The following is a 17,939-nucleotide window of genomic DNA, read 5'->3' on the forward strand; positions in this document are numbered from 1 at the left end:
GGACTATTCCGTTCGGGTAATTTTGGTGGAGCGGCACGGCGTGCCGACATCGGCAATGCGCAAGGCGGCGAAGGCGACCATGAAGCGCTGTGCATTGGGCAACAGCGCAAACACCGCCGTCGGACCGGATGCGGCCGGTACACGCACCGACACCACATCAGGCAGGGCGGGCAGGCCGGAGGCGTCAAATACGACGACTTTGGAGCCTGCTGCATGGGCAGAGGCGGCCATGCCCGCGACGAGGCCGGCAGTGGGCTCGCCACCACGGAACAGCACCACGCCGATTTTGGGGCCAAGCATTTCCATTGGTCCATGCCGCAGCTGGCCGCCTTCGAGCGAGAATGCGGGCAGGCGGGACAGTTCGGTCAGCCCCAGCGCAATCGCCTCGGCCACGCCCTGGAGCATTCGGCCGGAGGTGACGATCGCGGTAACGCCATCGAGCGCGGCAACCGCGGGCGCAACCTCTACTTCGGCCGGGTGCTTGAGTAAATCCAGGGCGCCATCCGTGTCGACCCCAAGCGCTGCCAGAACGGCCAGATGCAAGCCGAACGAAACTGTCAGGCTTCTAGTGGCGGCAAAAGCCAGTTCCGGGCCGCCGACCCCGACAAGCGACGGTATGGCGCGGGCCAGTGTGGACGTGCCGTCAAGCGTCAGCCCGAAGGTTTCGGCGCGGGTGCCGGCTTCTTTCAGCCAGCGCAGGATTTCGGCGCTCTCACCCGATTGGGACGACAGCAGCACCGTGCGGCCATTCAACGGCAGGGGCATTCCGAGTTGTTCTGAAATCGGCAGCGCCACGGCGTCCACGCCTGCGGCCCGGTAATAGGGTTCCATGGCGCGGCCGACAGAGTGGGACGCGCCCATGCCAAGCATCAGCAGACGGCCAGTACGGCGCAGGGATGCGGCAATTTCCAGTGCGCGGCCTTCGGCGCCGGCGAAGGAGGCAAGGGCATCGCGCTCCTGCACGGCCATTTCGCGCTCGATAGCCAATTGGCCGGCAGGTTTGACGTTAACGTTCATTGGATCACCTGAAATGGGCGCGGGTCATCCTTTGACCCCGCCAGTGGTAAGGCCTGCCACGATGGCGCGCTGCAGGAACAGCCCGATCAATACGGGTGGCAGGGAAGCGAGTACGCCGGCGGTGGCGATCATGCCGTAGTCCGACACGCGGCCGCCGGCGAGATCGGCGATGGCGACGGTGAGCGTCTTGGCGTTCTGATCGGCGGTGAACAGCATGGCGTAAAAGAATTCGTCCCAGGCGAGCAGGAACGCGAACAGTGTCACCGTCGCAATGGCTGGTGCGGCCAGTGGCAGGGTGATCACCCGCAGGATCTGATCGAGCCGTGCGCCATCGATCATCGCCGAGCTTTCGATTGCCGTTGGCACAGCGTCGAAACCCGATTTCAGCAACCAGGTCGTGAATGGGGCTAGAATGGTGAGGTAGATGAAGGCAAGCCCGAACAGGTTATTGAGAAGGCCGAAATGAGCCAGCCCGAAATAGAGCGGCACGCAGAGCGCGACGGGCGGCAGCATATAGGTAGCGATGACCACATAGAGTGACCATTCTAGTTTCGGTGTGCGCGATACGGCCCAGGCTGCGGGGATTGCGATGACAACAGCGGCCAGTGTCGCCATGCTCGCGACGAACAGGCTGTTGCGCATCGCGCTCAGAAACGCCTGGCCGGACGTGTTGCCGGCGATGGTCAGCAGCATACCGTAGCGCGACAGATCGAGATTGCTTGGCCACCAGCGCAGCGGCTTGGTGGTCAGGTCCGCCGCTGGCGAGATACTCATGATGAACAGCCAGAGCAGCGGCGCCAGGATACTGGCAGCCAAAACGATAGCGCTGGCATAGATGAAGATAGTGAAGGCGAGGGACTTGCGTTCCATTTACTGCACCTTCGCCGAGCGCCGCATGATCGCGACATAGGCAGCACTGAGCAGCGCCACGATCAGAGTAATGATGAGCGCCAGCGAGGCGCCGGACCCGGCACGCTGGAATGAAAAGGCCTCCTGATAGACGAGGATAGACAGGGAACGTGTCGCATTCGCCGGCCCGCCGCGGGTCATCACCCAGACAATGTCGAAGACCTTGAAGGCCTCGATGGTGCGCAGCACCAGCGCCACGATCAGAGGGCCTGCGAGATAGGGCAGGGTGACGAAGCGAAACCGTGCCCAGGCGCTGGCGCCATCGACCAGCGCCGCCGCCATCGTATCCTTGGGCACCGATTGCAGCGCGGCCAGAGAGATCAGCGCCACCAGCGGAAAGTTCTTCCAGACGTCGGCAATGATCAGCGCCCACAGCGCTTGCCCCGGTTGGCCCAGCCAGGAGCGGTAACCGTCGATCAGGTGCAGTTGCAGCAGAGCGGAATTGAGCGCGCCATATTCGGGATTGTAGATCAGCCGCCAGAGAATGGCGTTGACCACCGTTGGCAGCGCCCATGGCAGGATCATCAGCGCCCGCAGCGCCATCCGGCCACGAAAGTCCTGGTTCATCAGCAGTGCGGCCAGAACGCCGGCCACCAGTTCCATGCCGACTGAGGCAAAGGCAAACACGGCTGTATTAATGAATGCGCCGCGAAATCCGGCATTGTTGGCCATGGCGATGAAGTTGGCGGCGCCGACGAAGCTGCCGGAATTTCCGACCAGCTTGGCATTGGTCATCGACAGGCCGGCGGTCTGCACCAGCGGCCAGCCGACCACGCCGAGAACGACGATCAGAAGCGGCAGCAGCATCAGCCAGGCGCGGGTGGTGATCCAGAACGGAAACAAGCAATTCTCCTCGGCAGTCAAGGTCGCCGCTCAGGCGGGAGCGGGTTGGTGGCGGGCAGGGGGGTGGGCCCGGCCCGTCACCAAAGGATCAGAGGCCGCTGTCGGAGACAGCCTGGTTCAGCGCGTCCTGCGGCGAGGCAATGCCGAGCAGCGCCTGCTGGATTGCCACCTGCAATACCGTCGACAGCTCCTGATAATTCGGCGTGGTGGGACGTGGGAACATCGCGGCGAGCGCGGTTCCGGCAGCGGCGAACAGTTCCTCACGCCCGCCGGTCACTGCCTTGTCCTGATAGGAGGAGGCCCAGATCGGTACGCTCAGCTTGGCATAGGCGTTCTGGGTCGACTGCGAGGTGAGGTAGGTGACGAAATCCCAGGCCTGGTCGGGATGCTTGCTGGTGGCGGCAACGCCTAGTCCCATGGAGCCGTTCATCGCCGAGATCTGGCTGACACCCTCGACGCCGGGTGCGGGTACGATGCCGACCTTTCCGGCCACTTTACTGTCGACCGAGTTGTTCGCCAGATCGTCCATATAGGTCCAGTTTAGTGCGAAAGCGGCTTCGCCATTTTCGAACACGCGCCGCACGTCCTCTTCCAGATATTCCTTGGAATTGGGGTTACTGAGACCGGCAGTGGTGGTGTCGACCATATATTGCAGCGCAGCGAGGCCACCGCCACTGGCAAAGGCTGGCTTGCCGTCAGCATCAAGGAACTGGCCGCCAAAGGCGCTTAGCAGCGTGGTGTAGTCACAGATCACCGCCTCGGCCTGGGCCCAGCTCCAGACGATGGGGAATTCGACCAGTCCCTTGGCTTTGATGATGGCGGATTGATCGGCCAGCTCTTTCCAGGTTTTGGGTGGAGCGGCGATGCCGGCTTTTTCCAGAATATCGCGGTTGTAAAACAGATATTTGGTGTCCAAAATCCAGGGCATGCCATAGCGTTTGCCCTGATATTCAACTGTCGACCAGGCGCCCTTGAGCACGCCCGAATTCATCTCGGGGGTCACCCTATCGGTGACATCGAGCAGGATATTATTGGTAGCGTATTCGGCGGGCCAGATCACGTCGAACAGGATGACATCGTAGCCATCGCCAGAGCCCTGGGCCAAAATCGTCTTGTCGCGCAGACCTTCGTAGGGGACGAATTCGAGCGTCACTGTCGTGCCGGGATGTGAGGCAGTGTAGGCATCCGTCATGGCCCGAACGTCGGCTTCGCTATACGCCGATTGTGACATGAACAGCGCCTTCAGCGCGGTGTCCGCGTAGGCCGCGGTGGAGCTCAAACCGAGGGCGATTGCGGCGCCCAGTAAAGTTTTTCTTGTTGTCACGACAAAATCCCCCTGTGTTGCTTTACGACGGCTCCGATGCACAAAATCGCAGGTTGCGTATTAAATCCATCTAGTGGATTATATGCATGGGCCGAATGCGGGGTCAAGGGACACGGAATATGCGGCAACCGAAAACCAAACTGGGCGCGAACAGCGGCGGGGCAGGGACGCACAACCGGCGCGTGCTCATGCAGGCCCTGCGCCTTAACGGCCATTTGACGCGCGCCGAGATTGCGCGTGGTACGGGTCTTGTGCCGCAGACGGTCTCCAACATCATCGAGGAGCTGGAGCGCGACGGGCTGGTGATTGCTGCCGAGCCGCTAAAGGGCAAGCGTGGCCAACCTGCTACACCGTACAGTATTTTCCCGGGCGGGGCTTACGCATTGGGGATGCAGATCGACCAGAACGGCACGCGAACGGTGGCTGTCGATCTGCTCGGTGACGTGGTGGCGGGATATGAACTGGCGTTCTCGTCCGGCACGATGGAAGAGAATTTGCCGGCCGTCCGGACCGCAATCGATAAAGTCATGGCGCCAGTTCGGGCCAGAGCCGGGAGCGCAACGCCTCGTATCATTGGCATGGGCGTGGCGATGCCGGCGGCAACGGGCGTGCACGCTGTTCAAGGCGATCCATGGATGGATGGCCCTCGAAACATGCATCCAATGATTGAAGCGCTTGAAGCGATGACCGGATTACCGGTTAGCCTCCACCATGACGCCAGCGCCGCAACCGTTGCGGAGCGCCTTAACGGCTGCGCAGTTGGCATGGAAAATTTCATCCGTGTCTTCGTTGGCTACGGTCTGGGAGCCGGACTTTATGTGAAGGGCGAGCTGATGGTTGGCAGCAATAATCTGGTGGGCGAAGTCGGCCAGATAGCCATCTACGGCAGCGACGGCCTTGAGCCCATCGAACAGCGCGCTTCGTTGGCGCCGCTTTATGCCGAACTTGGGCTGCGGCCGGAAGAGTCGGTCATGTTTGACAAGATCGACAAGGCGCTGGATCTGCATTCCACGGTGGTGCAGGAATGGCTGGATGCGGCGGCGCCCCGCCTCGCCTGGCTGGTCGCCATGCTTGTGCGCGTCATTGATCCGGAATGTGTCGTGCTCGGTGGCCAGATGCCGCAACGGCTGATGAAGGCGCTCTTCGATCGCGTCAATCGCACCGTCACCGAAAATGCTGCCGCGCCGGGCATTGCCACGACAAAGCTGTTGATGGGTTCGTCAGACGTGTTTTCGGTGGCCGCGGGGGCCGCCGCCTATCCCATTGCCAGGGCGTTCGATCCAAGTCTTTCGGCGATCCTAAAATATGCCTACGACGATCCCGCAAAGCGCTATCTCGGCGAATAATTGCAACGACAATCAAGGCCATCGCACCATGACGACCGCGTCCACGTTCAGCTTCGGCGCTGACGGCATTTCCATCACACTCGATCTCGAAATCGGTCACCTGGCTTTGTTCGAAATCGAACGGGACGGGCTCCGCATTGCGCCATTTCACCGCGTTCCCTGGGCCGACGACGCAGTCGCGCCAGCGGGCTTCGATTTCGCCACAGCGCCGCATCTCGAAAGGATGTCCGGCGATTTTTTTTGCGCCCCGTTCTGTGCATCCGACATCGAGCCCGCGCCGTCGCATGGCTGGCCTGCCAACAGCCCGTGGTCATTGCTCAGCGATGTCACCTTTGTCGGCGGGCGCACCGTGATATTCACGCTCGGCCAGAAGGTGTCGGGCGCGACGGTCCGCAAGGAATTGACGGTGCGCGATGGCCATCCGTTCCTTTATCAGCGGCATGTTTTCGTTGGCGGCAGCGGGCGGCTTCCGGTTGCCAATCATGCCATGTTGCAGGTGCCCGACACCGGTCTGTTGTCAACCTCGCCCAAACTGCGCGCCGAAACGCCGGGTGCGCCGCTCGAGATTGATCCGGCCAAAGGCCGCTCGCTGCTGAGCTATCCGGCAAAATCGACAGACCTCAAACATTTTCCTTCCGCCAATGGCGGCAGTATGGACCTTACCACTTATCCCCTGGCCAGTGCCCACGAAGATTTCGTCATGCTGATCGAACAGCCGGGTTCAACATTGGGCTGGACCACCGTCGTTCGCCCTGAACAGGGCGACATGGCGATTTTTCTAAAGAATCCAGCCCGCCTGCCGGTGACTAATCTCTGGTATTCCAATGGGGGCAGGCACTATTCGCCTTGGAACAGCCGTCACACCACCGTCCTGGGCGTGGAGGACGGCTGCACCTATTCGGTCGAGGGACATCGCGCTTCGATTGGGGACAATCCCCTTAGCGCCGGCGGCATTCCAACAGCGATCGAACTCGATCGGCATGGCGAGGTGGATGTCCGCCATGTCATTGGTGCCGTCCCCGTATCGGATGGTTGGCAGCGCGTGGCTAAGGTCAGCGCCTTAAAAGATCAGTTGATCATCGCTGACGAGGCCGGGGTCAGCGCCGTTTTCAGATTTGACACGAGCTTCCTTTGATTTATCCGATAGTGAATAGACCTTGGATCAATAGGCGAGTTGAAATGCCTTGATGCACGCTCGCTATGCAAAGTCCTTGTCATTCTGAATCAGGCTCACTTGACCGCTCCGCTTGTAACCCCGGCAATAATCTGGCGCTGCGCGACAAGGAACAGGACGACCATCGGCAGGCTCATAAGCACTATGTAAGCGAACACGAGATGCCAGTTGTTCTGGTAGAGCTGGGCGCTCGCGACCTGAAGGAGGTTGAGAGGCAGCGTAGCGCGCTCGCCGCCACCCAGAACGAACGACGCATAAAAAACGTCGCTCCATGAAAAAAGCACCACCATTATAGTGGCCGTAGCGATAACGGGGCGCAGCAGGGGCAGGATGATCCAGAAGAAAATCCGGGTCGGATTGGCTCCATCGATCCGCGCGGCCTCTTCAAGTTCGATCGGCAGCAATCTGATAAATCCTGTCATCAGGAACACTGCGAGGGGGAGATACATCGATGTGTAGGTGGCAATCAGCCCCAGTTGGGAATTTGCTAGCCCCAGCCAGCGGAGTTCGAGCACCAGGGTAACCACGGCAGGCGGCAAGAGCATGCCGGCTATCACGAAGTAATATGCACCGGACGCCGCTTTGCCGGATCGCCGCGCAAAGATCCATGCGGCCATGGCCCCTAGCACGAGGATCAGAATAGTGGATGGCAGCACAACAAGCAGGCTGTTCAGAAGGCCTTGAAGGATGCGTCCCTCCGACAGAACCTGCAAGTAGTTCTGGATGGGTTGCCAGACCTTGGGCAAGTCAAGATTGGGGCGTTGGGCCTCCCCTTGGGGCTTGAACGACGTGACCAATACAAGCCATAGCGGCGCCCCGATAAAGACAGCGGTGACCAAAAGCGCTACCATCGGCTGCAGCCACCCACCGCGCCTGCTCGCCCCATTGGGGCTGCGGCCCCCGCTCACAGGATGTTCTCCCGTCGGCGCAGATAGGCGATGAGCGGGATCGCAATCAACACGACGACGATGAACAGGGAAAGGCTGGTGACTGTCGCTTGCGCAAACAGCCCCTGCCCAAAAATCTTGAACATGTAAACGTTGAGCACTTGGGTCGAGTCGGCAGGGCCGCCCTTGGTCGTTGCCAGAACGATGTCGAAGCTGTTCATGGCCCCGATCATGGCAGTCGCGACGTTGAAAGTGACCGCGGGTGCAATCATGGGAAAGCGAACCCGCCAGAAGGTCTGCCATCGGTTGGCGCCATCAATACTGGCTGCCTCGACCACATCGACCGACACGGACTTCAGGCCGGCAATGTAGATGATCATGGTCAGGCCAACCCATTTCCAGGTGTGGATCAGCGTCACCACGATGATGGTCCAGCTCGTATTGCCGAGCCAGGCGATGCTGATCTGTTGCCCGGTGATCGCCGACAGTGTGCCATTAAGCGCCCCACCCGTCGCCAGCAGGGCCTGGAAAATATATCCCACCGCGAGAGCGGAAATCAGTACGGGTAGGAAGAACATGGCTCTGCAGAACCGGTTGAGGGCCGTGTCGCGCTCGAACAGCAGGGCCAGTGCCAACCCGAAGACGTTCTGGAAAACTGCGACCAGAGCCGCGTAGATCAGGGTTGCCCGCAGAGCCTTGAGCACTGTGCCATCGGCCAGAACGTCGGCAAAATTGCTGAAGCCAACGAAATTTATGGTGTTCTTGAAGCTTGACCAGTCCGTAAACGGGTAGACAAAATTCAGGGCGTTCGGGACGACAAAGAACGCGGCCATAACCGCAATGGCTGGCGCCGCGAACCACCACGGATGCGACGAGCCGTGCAGCTTGCGCGTCGTCAGGCTGCGCTGCGCTAAAGAATATGTGTTGGCGGTTTCGGCTGAGCTCATGGAACTGCTTTCGTGACGTTTTCGGTCGGGCCCCAAGAAGGAGCCCGACCGGTGGCCTTATCGAGGAGGCCTGATGCTAGAAGCCCGCTGCGCCTTGAGCCTTGGCAATTTGAACGAACTGGCGCTGCATTGCGTCGGCTACCTCTTCGGGCGTCTTGGCGCCGAACAATAGATCGTTGAGGTAGAGATGAATGTCTGGCGCGGTCAGGACATAGAGGTACCACATGCCGGTTGCGCTCGACAGCGAGGCGGACTGGGCCACGGTGATGTCAGGCAGGCCCGCTGGCGAGGGCACTGCCGGCTCGATCGAGGGGTAATTGTTGGTCTGGATGAATTTGGCATAGTCATCGCCCAGCCAGAAGTCGATAAACTTCTTGCTTGCCGCTTCCCTCGCTGCGTCGCCCGTCTTGAAGGCGACAACCCCATTGGTCTGGTCAGCAACGAACTGCGATTGGGGAGCCGTCGCCGATACCGGTAACCAGCCGATCTTGTCGTTGAGTTCGGCGACGCTGAGCTTGGACAGAAGGAGCGGCGTCAGTGCATCGACCTGGAAGATCATTGCCGCCGTACCGTCAATCAGGCTGCTCGCCTGTTCCTCGAAAGTGCCAGTCTGGTAATTGGCCTGAGCCAATCCGCCGTCGATGATGTCTGCCTTGTACTTGGCGACGGCTGCTACGAAGCGCGGATCGGTCCAACTTGCCTCGTTGGCATTCACATCCTGCCAGAACGCCTGGTCTAACCCCGATAGCAGGGCATGCAGATGCCACTGCACCGGCCACTTGTCGCCACCCGCCTCATAAAACGGCGCCACGTCCGGCTCCGCGGCCTTGATGGACTTGGCTAGCGCTACCAGCTCATCATAGTTTTGCGGCATGGCGGTTATGCCTGCCTTAGCGAAAACTGCCTTGTTGTAATACACCCCCGAAATAGATGGGCTCTTGACGATCGCCGCGTAGCGTACCCCGTTTATAATGCCGAGGCCCTGTTCGGTCGTACCGATTTTCTGCACCCAGGGCTCGCCATCAAGCGGCAGCAGATTGTTGGCGGGCTGGATCACCGGCAAGGCGCTCACCGTGGGCTGGTAGAACGCCAGATCGGGCTTTTCGCCGGTGGCCAGCTTGGTCGGAATATTGCTTTCGTAGGGGTCTGGCACCACAACCAGGTCGACATGTGCGCCGGTTGCTGCCTCGAAAGCTTCGGCAGGTTGTTTTGCCAGCGTTGCGCTGGCTTGTGCCACCCACATGGTCAGTTTGACCCCGGCAAGCTCTTGCGCGGCGCTCCCACCCACCGCGAGCAATGTCAGGGACATTGCGGCAGCCATCAGCTTAGTCCTGTTCGTCCGTCTCATCTTCGTCTCCTCCATGGGCCGAATTCTTCGGCATTTATTGAAATCAGCGTTGGCTTCGAGCCAGATCTACGACGCAGCGGAATCCCACCGTTGAACACCGGTCGAGACCCGGCGCGAACAGGATGAACTTTGCGCTACGCTCCGGACCGAGGGGACCGCTTTCGGCGTACCAGCCGGATCGATGGCCTTTTTCGGTGGCACCACCCTTAAGGATGCAAAAACGGGTGTGCCCGTCCGACTGCTCACTCTCTGTCCATTCCCAGACCCGGCGCAAACCATAGCCGACCGAACTCTCGGTCATGGCGATCTGCCACTCGTGTTCAGTTGGCAGACGGCGGCCTGACCAGGCCGCGAACGCACGGGCATCATCAAGATTCACAAACACAACGGGATCATCGACCTCTGCCGGAGCGGGGGCACCGTCGATCCAGTGAGCAAGGAAGTAATCCGGGTCGGCGGGCGCATAGGCGGTTTGATTGACAAAGCGTTGATATTGCCCGTTGGTTACCGTCGCCCAGTCAAACCCTAAATCCCCGATGGTGACCGAGCATTTTTCGACAATGTCCTGGTTGAAGTCGGGGTAGGCAATATTGAGCAGAGGTGCACGGTGGTAGGCTCCGCACTCGCGCAGTTGAAACTTGCACTCGATTGTGCGCCTGCCGCCCGCGACCAAAGCCATCTTTTCCGGAAGTATTGACTGCCAGATAGCTGGCGCCGGACGAACGGTGTTATCCCCTTCAACCTGCGGCGGCGAGACGCGGCGCGGGGCGCCGAAAGCGTCCAGAGCAAGCGCGCAATCTGCCAAAGCCTCGGGGTCTTCGGCGACAAGCAGACAGGCAATCCCATGCGCCGGAATTTCAAGGGACGGCGTCTCCGCTGGTATCGTCTTGCGCGCTATCGCGTCGAAAACCGTCACACCCCTCCCCAGACCCAGTCCTGAAAGCTCAAATGAGCAATCGGAAGACGAGCGGTTGACGATTGTGAACGCCCATAATTCTTCAAGCTGCCACGAGGACGCGTCAATGGCGCCGTGACCGGTGGAAACGAAAGGCTTCCAGTCGCCTTGGGCAAAATGCTTGGCCAGCAGGCGCTGCAACGGCCGCATGTCCGCGAGCGTTTGCCGGTCGGCGGTGTTCCAGGCAAACCAGGAGCCGAAAACGTTCTCCCACACGACGATGCCGGTCCCGTTGAGCCAGGCAGCATGCAGCTCATCGCGATGGTCGTCATGCCAGCGACGGACGATGTGCTGCATTTGCCGCGGTTCGAACCATTTATTGCGGAGCACGAGCCTGCGATCGAGGTTGGCGGGCCATTGAGCCCAACTGATCAGGTGATCAGCCACGTCCTCCAGCGGGACGAAGGCTTCCGACTGTAGCACCGTTTCAAGACTACTGGCGACAAGTGCACTCCGCAACGGCTGGGAGGCGTTGGCGAGTGTATCGAGGAATATGCCGTCGGCGCCGACTGTGCGAACCATCTCCACAAGCGCGAGCTCGTCGGCCTTTGCCTCCGTCCGCGTGCCTGTGTCCCAAGGGTTATAGTCCAGGATGGCGCGCACGCCTCGGGCGTGTAGCCGATCAATGATCGCGGTGAGAGCGCCGATTCCGCCGGGAATGTCCCGGTAAAAGTCGAACTGGTTGCGTTCGTCAAAGCCGATCAGGGGATAGGCATGCCAAAGGATGAGCGCGTCATAGCCACCAAACGCCGCCTCCGCCTTGTCGAGGTAATGGTCCACCGTGAAACTTCGCGCCGTGGGATCATAAAAATCTTCCTCCCAAAGCATCACCAAACCGCAGACGAACGTCTCTGTCGTCCATGCCGTCGCCGGTGCGGAATACCGTTTGCCGTCGTAGTTAAGTCCAGCCCGGCTATCCTCCCGCCAGCGCCGCATTCGGGCGAGCCAGTTGGGGCGCTCAGCGGGATCTACCGGGACAATCGACAGTTGGTCAAAGTCGTCAATCATTGGACTGCAACGCCGAAACGGGTTCCGCCATGGACCGCTGGAACATCAGGTTGACCGCTGCAATCACCGCCTCGCTTGATCGACGCTGGATCAATGCCGTGTTCACATATTCTGCGGCCTGGGACTGGAACTCGATAAACCCCGCATGGCGAGGCCGCACCCAGGCACCTTTAAGCGTTTGCCTTGTATTCTTGAAAAACTGCCCTGCCGCCGCATTCGCGATCTCCGAGTCCCAGGCCTCGGCATGGGCTGGCTGCCCCTTCGCTATGACATAGGGACCACGCTGGGTCTCCTTGCCCGCAAGCCAATGGGCGAACGCGACTGCTTCGGCGCGGTGTTCGCAAGCGGCGGAGACCGCTATGCCCGTTCCACCCAGCACCGAACCACCTACGCTCGACCCGTTGACGACGGGCAAGTCTGCGAAGGCCACCGCATTTGCCCTGTAGTCAGGCATGGCATAATTGACGTAGCCAAAGATCAGTGGCGACGCGGCGATCGTTGCGCCAGGGTCCGCCAACGCCTCAAGTGCCGCTATAGGATCGGCTGTATGGCACCAGGGGTCTATACGATCCACCATTGCAGCCAGCAACTCGAATGCCGCAGCGCCAAGACGCGGGTCGAGGCCATCGCGGCCCAGCACAGCTCCGGCCTGATGATAAAGAGTAAAGAGGCTCAATAAGCCATGCGGCGGCAGCAAAGGAATTGCCAGCTCACCCGGCGCGAGTTCGAGTGCGGCCCGATAGGTGGGCAGGAGGGCCTTCAGGCGTCGAGGATTGAAGGCCTGGACCTGTGCCGCGGCATCAATCGGCAACGCCCATAGCGTGTTCGCCCATACGTAGCTTTTCAGCGACCGCCCCACGTATGAGGAGGCTTGAACGCGATTTATGTCCAGCGGCAATAGGGATCCCGCATCGGCGGCTATTCCGACGTGGGGATGGTCAATCACCAGCAGGTCGTAGCGGGCCGCAAGCTCGCCGACGGGAAAAGTCTCGAAATCCTGCAGCGATCGGGCTTCCCAGGTGATCCTGACGCCGTGCTGATCTTGCCAAAGCCGCGAACATGCCTCGAGCGGGGCGACGGCGCGGTCGTGTCTCCAGGTCATACCGCGCAAGTGAATTGGCTCTGCGGTCATGGCCGGTGCTCGATGGTTACCGGTTGGCCAGATTTGTGTGAGCGATGCATTGCTTCCACAATTTGGACGGTCCGTAAGCCAGTCATGGCATGGCCGGCATTTTCGACCGGTTTGCCCAGGCAAATATCGACGAAACGCTCAACGGGCGTCACGCACGAATAGGCGCCCGCGCCGGCCGGAATGGGATACTCTTCAACGTCGCCATCCACCCGCCGCAGCACAAGCCGCTCGCGTTCGGTATCAAGCAGCAGCACGCCTTCAGTGCCGAACAGTCGGATATCGATCTGGAAAGGCGAGCCGACCGGCAAGCTCGCGGATCCCGATATCGCCGCCGTCGCACCGCCGCGTAGGGTCAAGGTGAGCGCATTGAACAGATCCGTACCGATGCGCGACAGGCCAAGGCGCGCGTAGACGGTCTCGGGTTCGAAATCGGTCAGGTAAGCCAATCCCCCCAGCAGATGCACCAACTGGCCCCAGCCATACCCGCCGGTTTCCACTTGTGCCCAGGTCGCCGCGTCGGGCTGGAACAATTCACCAGTCGCTTCGGCGAGGCTTCCCCCCGACATAAGATCTTCGATGGGGGTCGCCATCTGCGCGCTGATGTGGCGCAGCGTACCGATGCGACCCGCCGCGATCCATTCCTTTGCCTTGCCGAAATAGGGCTGAAAATTCCAGCCATAGGGCACGAGGATCGGCTGTCCCACAGCTTCTGCCGCCTGGTAAATCGAGAGCGCATCAACCATGGAGGTGGCCATAGGCTTTTCCACCAGCACCGGCAGATTCTTGGCCAGTGCGGCACAAGCGTGCTCTGCATGCAGGTGATGAGGCGAGGCTACGATCACGCCATCGAGTGGCACGTCGTTCAACAGGGCGCGATAGTCTTCGGTGATATAGGCAAAGCCGAAATTGTCTCGCAATTGCTCTAGCTCGCTTCGACCCAGGCGGGCGACCGCGCTCAGCTCGACATCATCGCGCCGCAGCAGGATCGGCAGGTGGTTGGCGGTGCACCAAAAACCGGCGCCGATGACGCCGATGCGGGCTTTGCGTGTCCCCTCAGTCATGATGTGCCCCGGGAATGAATGTCGAGCGGTCGATCAGCTTGCGGAAATTGTCCGGAACGTCGATTGCCGGATCGCTGAAATAGGCGCGGTAGTCAACCCCGCCGACCAACGCGATATTGCCCCACGGATCGAGTGCGCCCGTGCGCACTATGACCTTGGCGCGCGCTCCCATCTCACCGATGATTCTGGCGTGATCGACAGATTCGAAGTCGCGTTCATCGAACCACTGGCGCAAGGCTGCGTACATCGGATGGTTATGCAGTTTTACCTCGTGGGCAAAATGGACTTTCTCGACGATGAGCTCGGGCGCAACCGCCGCATAGACCGTCTTCAGATCGGGCACGCCGGCGACGATCGACAGGTCGATCTGCCATGTCGCCGCAGGCACAGGATAGCCAGCATCGACGATCATCAGGATGTCGCCATGGCCAATCGATACGATGGCTTCAGCCAGTCCGACGTTTAAAATTCCAGCACGTTTCATGACGCTATCCCGTGATTTTTCTGTCGAGCAGTTCGTATTCCACTCCACCCTCGACATCTTCAAAGACCCGACCTTCGCGGAAGATCAAAATGCGGTCAGCTAAGCCTGACAACTCGATGGAGTCCGAAGAGGTAAAGACGATGGACGTCCCCTGGTCGGCCAATTTCCCGAGGAGATGGTAGATTTCGGCCTTGGAACCGATGTCGACACCTCGCGTAGGATCGTCGAGCAGCAGCAGCGAAGGCTTCATCATCAACCACCGTGCCAGCAACGCCTTTTGCTGGTTGCCTCCAGAGAGTGCGGTGATGATCTTGCCTGGATCGGAGGTGCGCACGTTGAGGGTGGTGATGCTTTCAAGGGCCTTGATGCGCCGCGCTGCTGTGCTGCCATCAGCCATGGCTGCCGAGGTCGCCTCGATGTTTTCGACGACGCTCATCAATGGCATGATCCCGTCTCGTAAACGGTCGGACGGCAAGTACGCCATGCCAGCGCGAATGGCACCAGGAACGCCGGCGCGCTGCCCGTCCCTTTGCGGCAGGGTTATGGAGCCCGAACGGATATCGTCCAGCCCGTACACCGCCCGCAGCGCATTGGTCGGCCCACCGCCCGGCAAGCCAGCCAAGGCGACGATTTCTCCCCGCCGGACCGAAAAGCTGACACCATTCATGTTGATGCCATGCAGATCGCTGACGCGCAGCGCCACCGGTGCATCTTCAGCTGCCGTCCGTTTGGGGAATATCTTGGCCGGGTTGTGGCCCAGCATATCGGCAATGAGGGACTCGTAACTGACGGCGCCGATCTCTCGGGTACTCACGTGGGCGCCGTCGCGCAACACAGTCACGCGGTCGGCGATATCAAATACTTCGCCCAACTTGTGCGAGATATAGACGACCGTAACGCCCTTGGCCTTCAGCGCCCTGATCTGGGCATGCAGCCGCGCTGCATCGGCGCTGTTAAGGCTGGAGGTCGGTTCATCGAACAGGATCAGCGAAGAATTTTCCGAGAGCGCCCTGGAGATAGCGACCAGTTGCTTGTCGGATGTCGACAAGGTGCCGACCAGGGCGTCCGGGTCGATGCGGTTTTCATCGAGCAATGCCAATGCGGCCATTGCCCTGGCCCGCATGATGGATTTGGCAGGGCGCATCGCGTGGCCGGTTGCCGGCCCCAAGGCAATGTTTTCGGCCACTGTCATGTTGTCGAACAGGTCCAACTCCTGATGGACCACCCCAATGCCTGCGGCAATCGCGGCGCGCGGGGACATCAATTCGAGGCGCTGACCGAGGGGGCCGAACAGGGCCCCCTCGGTTGGTTGGTGTACGCCGGCGATGAGCATCACCATGGTGGACTTGCCCGCGCCGTTCTCACCCATCAAGGCGTGAACTTCGCCGCGCGCGAAATCGATGTTGATATCGCGTAGGGCCGAGAAGCTGCCGAAGCGCTTGCTCACATTTTGCAGACTGAGAGCGGGTTCCACTTCAGCAACTCCTTTCCGTTACTCGGCTTCGTGTTCGGCCACGTTGGCCTTGTCGATGACCTCGACGCCGGTGTCGGTGTGAGTGGGAGGCATCACGCCTTTGGCGTAGATCTGGTCGAGCACGAGGACGGAGTCGTGGCCTTGGCGCTGAGGATTTTGCGTGATCGTGGCCGTCAGGGCGCCAGAGATGATGAGATCGCGGGTCTGTGGCAGCAGGTCAGAGCCAACGACTGGGATGACGCCCGATTTGCCGTTGCGTTCGAGATACTGCCCGATCGCGGGGAAGCTGCAGCAGTCGAGCGAAATGATGCCGGTGATATCGGGATTGGCCAGCATCGCGTTTTCGATGGCAGCATAAATCTGCTGGGGTTCGTTGGAGGTGTTGACCATGGCGGCGATCTGGATGTCCGGGAATTTGCCCAGAGCCTCACGGGCGCCCTTTTCGCGGTCGAGCGACCACTGGGCAATTGCGTCGACCGAGAAGATCAGCACTTTTCCCTTGCCGTTGATGAGCTTGGCCAGTGTGTCACCCATCACCACACCCGAGTAGACCAAATCCTGGCCAACAAAAGTGAGACGATCGGACTTTGGATTGTCGGTGTTGAAGGTCACCACTGGCACGCCCATGGCCAGGGCTTTGTTGATAACGGGTGCCAAAGCATCGGAGGTGGAGGACGAAACCGCGATGCCGTCGACTCCCTTGGTCAACCAGTTTTCGAGCTCGGCCACCTGCTTTTCGGCGCCCCCGCCCACTGGCCCGATAAACTGCGCGTCGACATTCAGCTCGGTGGCGGCCGCTTCAACGCCGCGCCGCATAGGAACGGCCACGGTCAATGCCGGGTCATGATAAGACACCACAAATACCGGCTTTTTTCCCGCTGCGGCATGCGCCGCAATATCGGGCGATAGCTTAAACTCTGCCGCAAAACCCGAGGTTGCCGCCAGCAGCGCTGCGACGCCCACCGCAGCAATAATCGCATACTTCTTCATAGTCATAGTCTCCTCCATTGTTATTATTTGGATCGATTTTTCGATGTCACACCACCGATCAGGGCAGCGGCCAGGACCACGGCTCCGATTAGCGTTGTTTGCCAGAAGGGTGTCACCCCGAGCAGCACTAGCCCGTTGCGGACAATGCCGATCAGCAGGACGCCCAATAGGGTGCCGGCAATCGAGCCCTGGCCTCCACCAAGGCGCGTACCGCCGATGATTACGGCGGCGATAACGTCCAGTTCCAAGCCCGAGCCGGTCACCGGCTGGACGTTTTCCAGAAATCCGAAATTGACCATGCCGGCGAGTGCCGCAAGGCTCCCAGCGATGGCAAACGCCGTCACTTTGACAAGGCCCGTTGGCACGCCGATGATCCGCGATGCCCGCTCATTGCCGCCGACGGCAAAGACGTGAAACCCAAATGTCGTGCGGTGCAGCAGGACGAATCCGACCAGGGCGACCACAATCAGCAACACAACCTGGATCGACAGACCGAACACCTGCCCTTGCGACAGAAATTTGAGCACCGGGGCCGTTCCGCTGCCATATGGCAGTGAAACCGCCATGCCATTGCTGATGACAAGCGTGATGCCGCGGATGAGATAGAGCGTGCCCAGCGTCGTGATGAACGAGGGGATACCGCCCAGAATGGTAATTCCGCCATTGAGCGCGCCGATGCCCGCCCCCAACAGCAGCACCAGAACGATCACCGGGACTTCCGGAACGCCGGCCACCAACAGGCTGCCGGCGACGAGGCCTGAAAAGCCGTAAAGTGATCCGACCGACAGATCGACCTCGGAAATAATCAGGACAAACGTTGCTCCAATCGAAAGAATGCCCAGTAGCGAGATTTGGCGCAGCAGGTTGATGATGTTGGGCGCGGTCATGAACACCGGGCTCATCGCCGTGAAAATCACTGCCAGCAGCAAGACCGCACACAGCACGCCGCCTTCGCGCGTCAAAAGCAGTTTGCGCAGCAAAGCGGCTGGCGATCGCTGGCTGGAGGTTTGGCGAAGCTGCGGATTGATGTCCTGGACCAT

16 protein-coding genes are annotated in these 17,939 nt (G+C 60.4%); 2 read left to right on the forward strand and 14 right to left on the reverse strand.

The features are described 5' to 3' along the window. Positions 1–3 precede the first annotated feature (3 nt). The 4 genes from ABIB57_RS09980 to ABIB57_RS09995 form a co-directional block, all read right to left on the reverse strand. Positions 4–1,017, reverse strand: coding sequence for an SIS domain-containing protein (locus ABIB57_RS09980; protein WP_354040428.1), 1,014 nt, complete (start codon positions 1,015–1,017; stop codon positions 4–6). A gap of 24 nt (positions 1,018–1,041) precedes the next feature. Continuing rightward, entirely contained in the window at positions 1,042–1,887 is an 846-nt protein-coding gene (locus ABIB57_RS09985) for a carbohydrate ABC transporter permease (protein WP_354040430.1), read from the reverse strand. After that, complete coding sequence (locus ABIB57_RS09990; RefSeq protein ID WP_502914373.1) at positions 1,888–2,733, reverse strand: carbohydrate ABC transporter permease; 846 nt, start codon at positions 2,731–2,733, stop codon at positions 1,888–1,890. A gap of 124 nt (positions 2,734–2,857) precedes the next feature. After that, entirely contained in the window at positions 2,858–4,093 is a 1,236-nt protein-coding gene (locus ABIB57_RS09995; protein ID WP_354040433.1) for an extracellular solute-binding protein, read from the reverse strand. A 119-nt stretch (positions 4,094–4,212) separates the two neighbouring features. Here ABIB57_RS09995 and ABIB57_RS10000 point away from each other — a divergent pair, with 119 nt between their 5' ends. Continuing rightward, the gene (locus tag ABIB57_RS10000; protein WP_354040435.1) at positions 4,213–5,439 is read left to right on the forward strand and encodes an ROK family transcriptional regulator; all 1,227 of its coding nucleotides are present in this window, start codon (positions 4,213–4,215) and stop codon (positions 5,437–5,439) included. Next, complete coding sequence (locus ABIB57_RS10005; protein ID WP_354040437.1) at positions 5,399–6,574, forward strand: hypothetical protein; 1,176 nt, start codon at positions 5,399–5,401, stop codon at positions 6,572–6,574. The genes ABIB57_RS10000 and ABIB57_RS10005 overlap by 41 nt, the downstream gene beginning before the upstream one ends. Positions 6,575–6,669: 95 nt before the next feature. Here the strand turns inward: ABIB57_RS10005 and ABIB57_RS10010 are convergent, their stop codons facing one another. The 10 genes from ABIB57_RS10010 to ABIB57_RS10055 form a co-directional block, all read right to left on the reverse strand. Next, entirely contained in the window at positions 6,670–7,464 is a 795-nt protein-coding gene (locus tag ABIB57_RS10010) for a carbohydrate ABC transporter permease (RefSeq protein ID WP_354040439.1), read from the reverse strand. Between the two features lie 53 nt (positions 7,465–7,517). Further along, positions 7,518–8,447 (reverse strand): carbohydrate ABC transporter permease, encoded by a 930-nt coding sequence (locus ABIB57_RS10015; protein WP_354040441.1) that lies wholly within the window; start codon positions 8,445–8,447, stop codon positions 7,518–7,520. A gap of 76 nt (positions 8,448–8,523) precedes the next feature. Further along, complete coding sequence (locus ABIB57_RS10020; protein WP_354040443.1) at positions 8,524–9,768, reverse strand: ABC transporter substrate-binding protein; 1,245 nt, start codon at positions 9,766–9,768, stop codon at positions 8,524–8,526. 70 nt (positions 9,769–9,838) lie between these two features. Next, positions 9,839–11,758 (reverse strand): SUMF1/EgtB/PvdO family nonheme iron enzyme, encoded by a 1,920-nt coding sequence (locus tag ABIB57_RS10025; protein WP_354040445.1) that lies wholly within the window; start codon positions 11,756–11,758, stop codon positions 9,839–9,841. Continuing rightward, positions 11,751–12,890 (reverse strand): extracellular solute-binding protein, encoded by a 1,140-nt coding sequence (locus ABIB57_RS10030; protein WP_354040446.1) that lies wholly within the window; start codon positions 12,888–12,890, stop codon positions 11,751–11,753. The genes ABIB57_RS10025 and ABIB57_RS10030 overlap by 8 nt, the downstream gene beginning before the upstream one ends. Then, positions 12,887–13,951: a Gfo/Idh/MocA family protein gene (locus tag ABIB57_RS10035; RefSeq protein ID WP_354040448.1), complete on the reverse strand. Its 1,065-nt coding sequence runs from the start codon at positions 13,949–13,951 to the stop codon at positions 12,887–12,889. The genes ABIB57_RS10030 and ABIB57_RS10035 overlap by 4 nt, the downstream gene beginning before the upstream one ends. Continuing rightward, entirely contained in the window at positions 13,944–14,435 is a 492-nt protein-coding gene (gene rbsD / locus ABIB57_RS10040; protein WP_354040450.1) for a D-ribose pyranase, read from the reverse strand. The genes ABIB57_RS10035 and rbsD overlap by 8 nt, the downstream gene beginning before the upstream one ends. Before the next feature lie 4 nt (positions 14,436–14,439). After that, positions 14,440–15,882 (reverse strand): sugar ABC transporter ATP-binding protein, encoded by a 1,443-nt coding sequence (locus ABIB57_RS10045; protein WP_354040451.1) that lies wholly within the window; start codon positions 15,880–15,882, stop codon positions 14,440–14,442. Positions 15,883–15,927: 45 nt separating this feature from the next. Beyond that, on the reverse strand, positions 15,928–16,905 hold the full coding sequence (locus ABIB57_RS10050; protein WP_354040453.1) for a sugar ABC transporter substrate-binding protein: 978 nt from the start codon (positions 16,903–16,905) through the stop codon (positions 15,928–15,930). A 17-nt stretch (positions 16,906–16,922) separates the two neighbouring features. Continuing rightward, positions 16,923–17,939 (reverse strand): ABC transporter permease, encoded by a 1,017-nt coding sequence (locus ABIB57_RS10055; RefSeq protein WP_354040454.1) that lies wholly within the window; start codon positions 17,937–17,939, stop codon positions 16,923–16,925.

This window comes from Devosia sp. UYZn731 (genome assembly GCF_040546795.1).
Classification (GTDB): Bacteria; Pseudomonadota; Alphaproteobacteria; order Rhizobiales; family Devosiaceae; genus Devosia.

Excerpts from the sequence above, each read along its gene's own strand:
- ABIB57_RS09980 (WP_354040428.1), bottom strand. The coding sequence starts at position 1,017 with ATGAACGTTAACGTCAAACCTGCCGGCCAATTGGCTATCGAGCGCGAA.
- ABIB57_RS10020 (WP_354040443.1), bottom strand. The coding sequence starts at position 9,768 with ATGGCTGCCGCAATGTCCCTGACATTGCTCGCGGTGGGTGGGAGCGCC.
- ABIB57_RS10000 (WP_354040435.1), top strand. The coding sequence starts at position 4,213 with ATGCGGCAACCGAAAACCAAACTGGGCGCGAACAGCGGCGGGGCAGGG.
- ABIB57_RS10025 (WP_354040445.1), bottom strand. The coding sequence starts at position 11,758 with ATGATTGACGACTTTGACCAACTGTCGATTGTCCCGGTAGATCCCGCT.
- rbsD (WP_354040450.1), bottom strand. The coding sequence starts at position 14,435 with ATGAAACGTGCTGGAATTTTAAACGTCGGACTGGCTGAAGCCATCGTA.
- ABIB57_RS10030 (WP_354040446.1), bottom strand. The coding sequence starts at position 12,890 with ATGACCGCAGAGCCAATTCACTTGCGCGGTATGACCTGGAGACACGAC.
- ABIB57_RS10035 (WP_354040448.1), bottom strand. The coding sequence starts at position 13,951 with ATGACTGAGGGGACACGCAAAGCCCGCATCGGCGTCATCGGCGCCGGT.
- ABIB57_RS10050 (WP_354040453.1), bottom strand. The coding sequence starts at position 16,905 with ATGACTATGAAGAAGTATGCGATTATTGCTGCGGTGGGCGTCGCAGCG.
- ABIB57_RS10015 (WP_354040441.1), bottom strand. The coding sequence starts at position 8,447 with ATGAGCTCAGCCGAAACCGCCAACACATATTCTTTAGCGCAGCGCAGC.
- ABIB57_RS10005 (WP_354040437.1), top strand. The coding sequence starts at position 5,399 with ATGCCTACGACGATCCCGCAAAGCGCTATCTCGGCGAATAATTGCAAC.
- ABIB57_RS10010 (WP_354040439.1), bottom strand. The coding sequence starts at position 7,464 with ATGGTAGCGCTTTTGGTCACCGCTGTCTTTATCGGGGCGCCGCTATGG.
- ABIB57_RS09985 (WP_354040430.1), bottom strand. The coding sequence starts at position 1,887 with ATGGAACGCAAGTCCCTCGCCTTCACTATCTTCATCTATGCCAGCGCT.
- ABIB57_RS10055 (WP_354040454.1), bottom strand. The coding sequence starts at position 17,939 with ATGGTCCAGGACATCAATCCGCAGCTTCGCCAAACCTCCAGCCAGCGA.
- ABIB57_RS09990 (WP_502914373.1), bottom strand. The coding sequence starts at position 2,733 with ATGCTGCTGCCGCTTCTGATCGTCGTTCTCGGCGTGGTCGGCTGGCCG.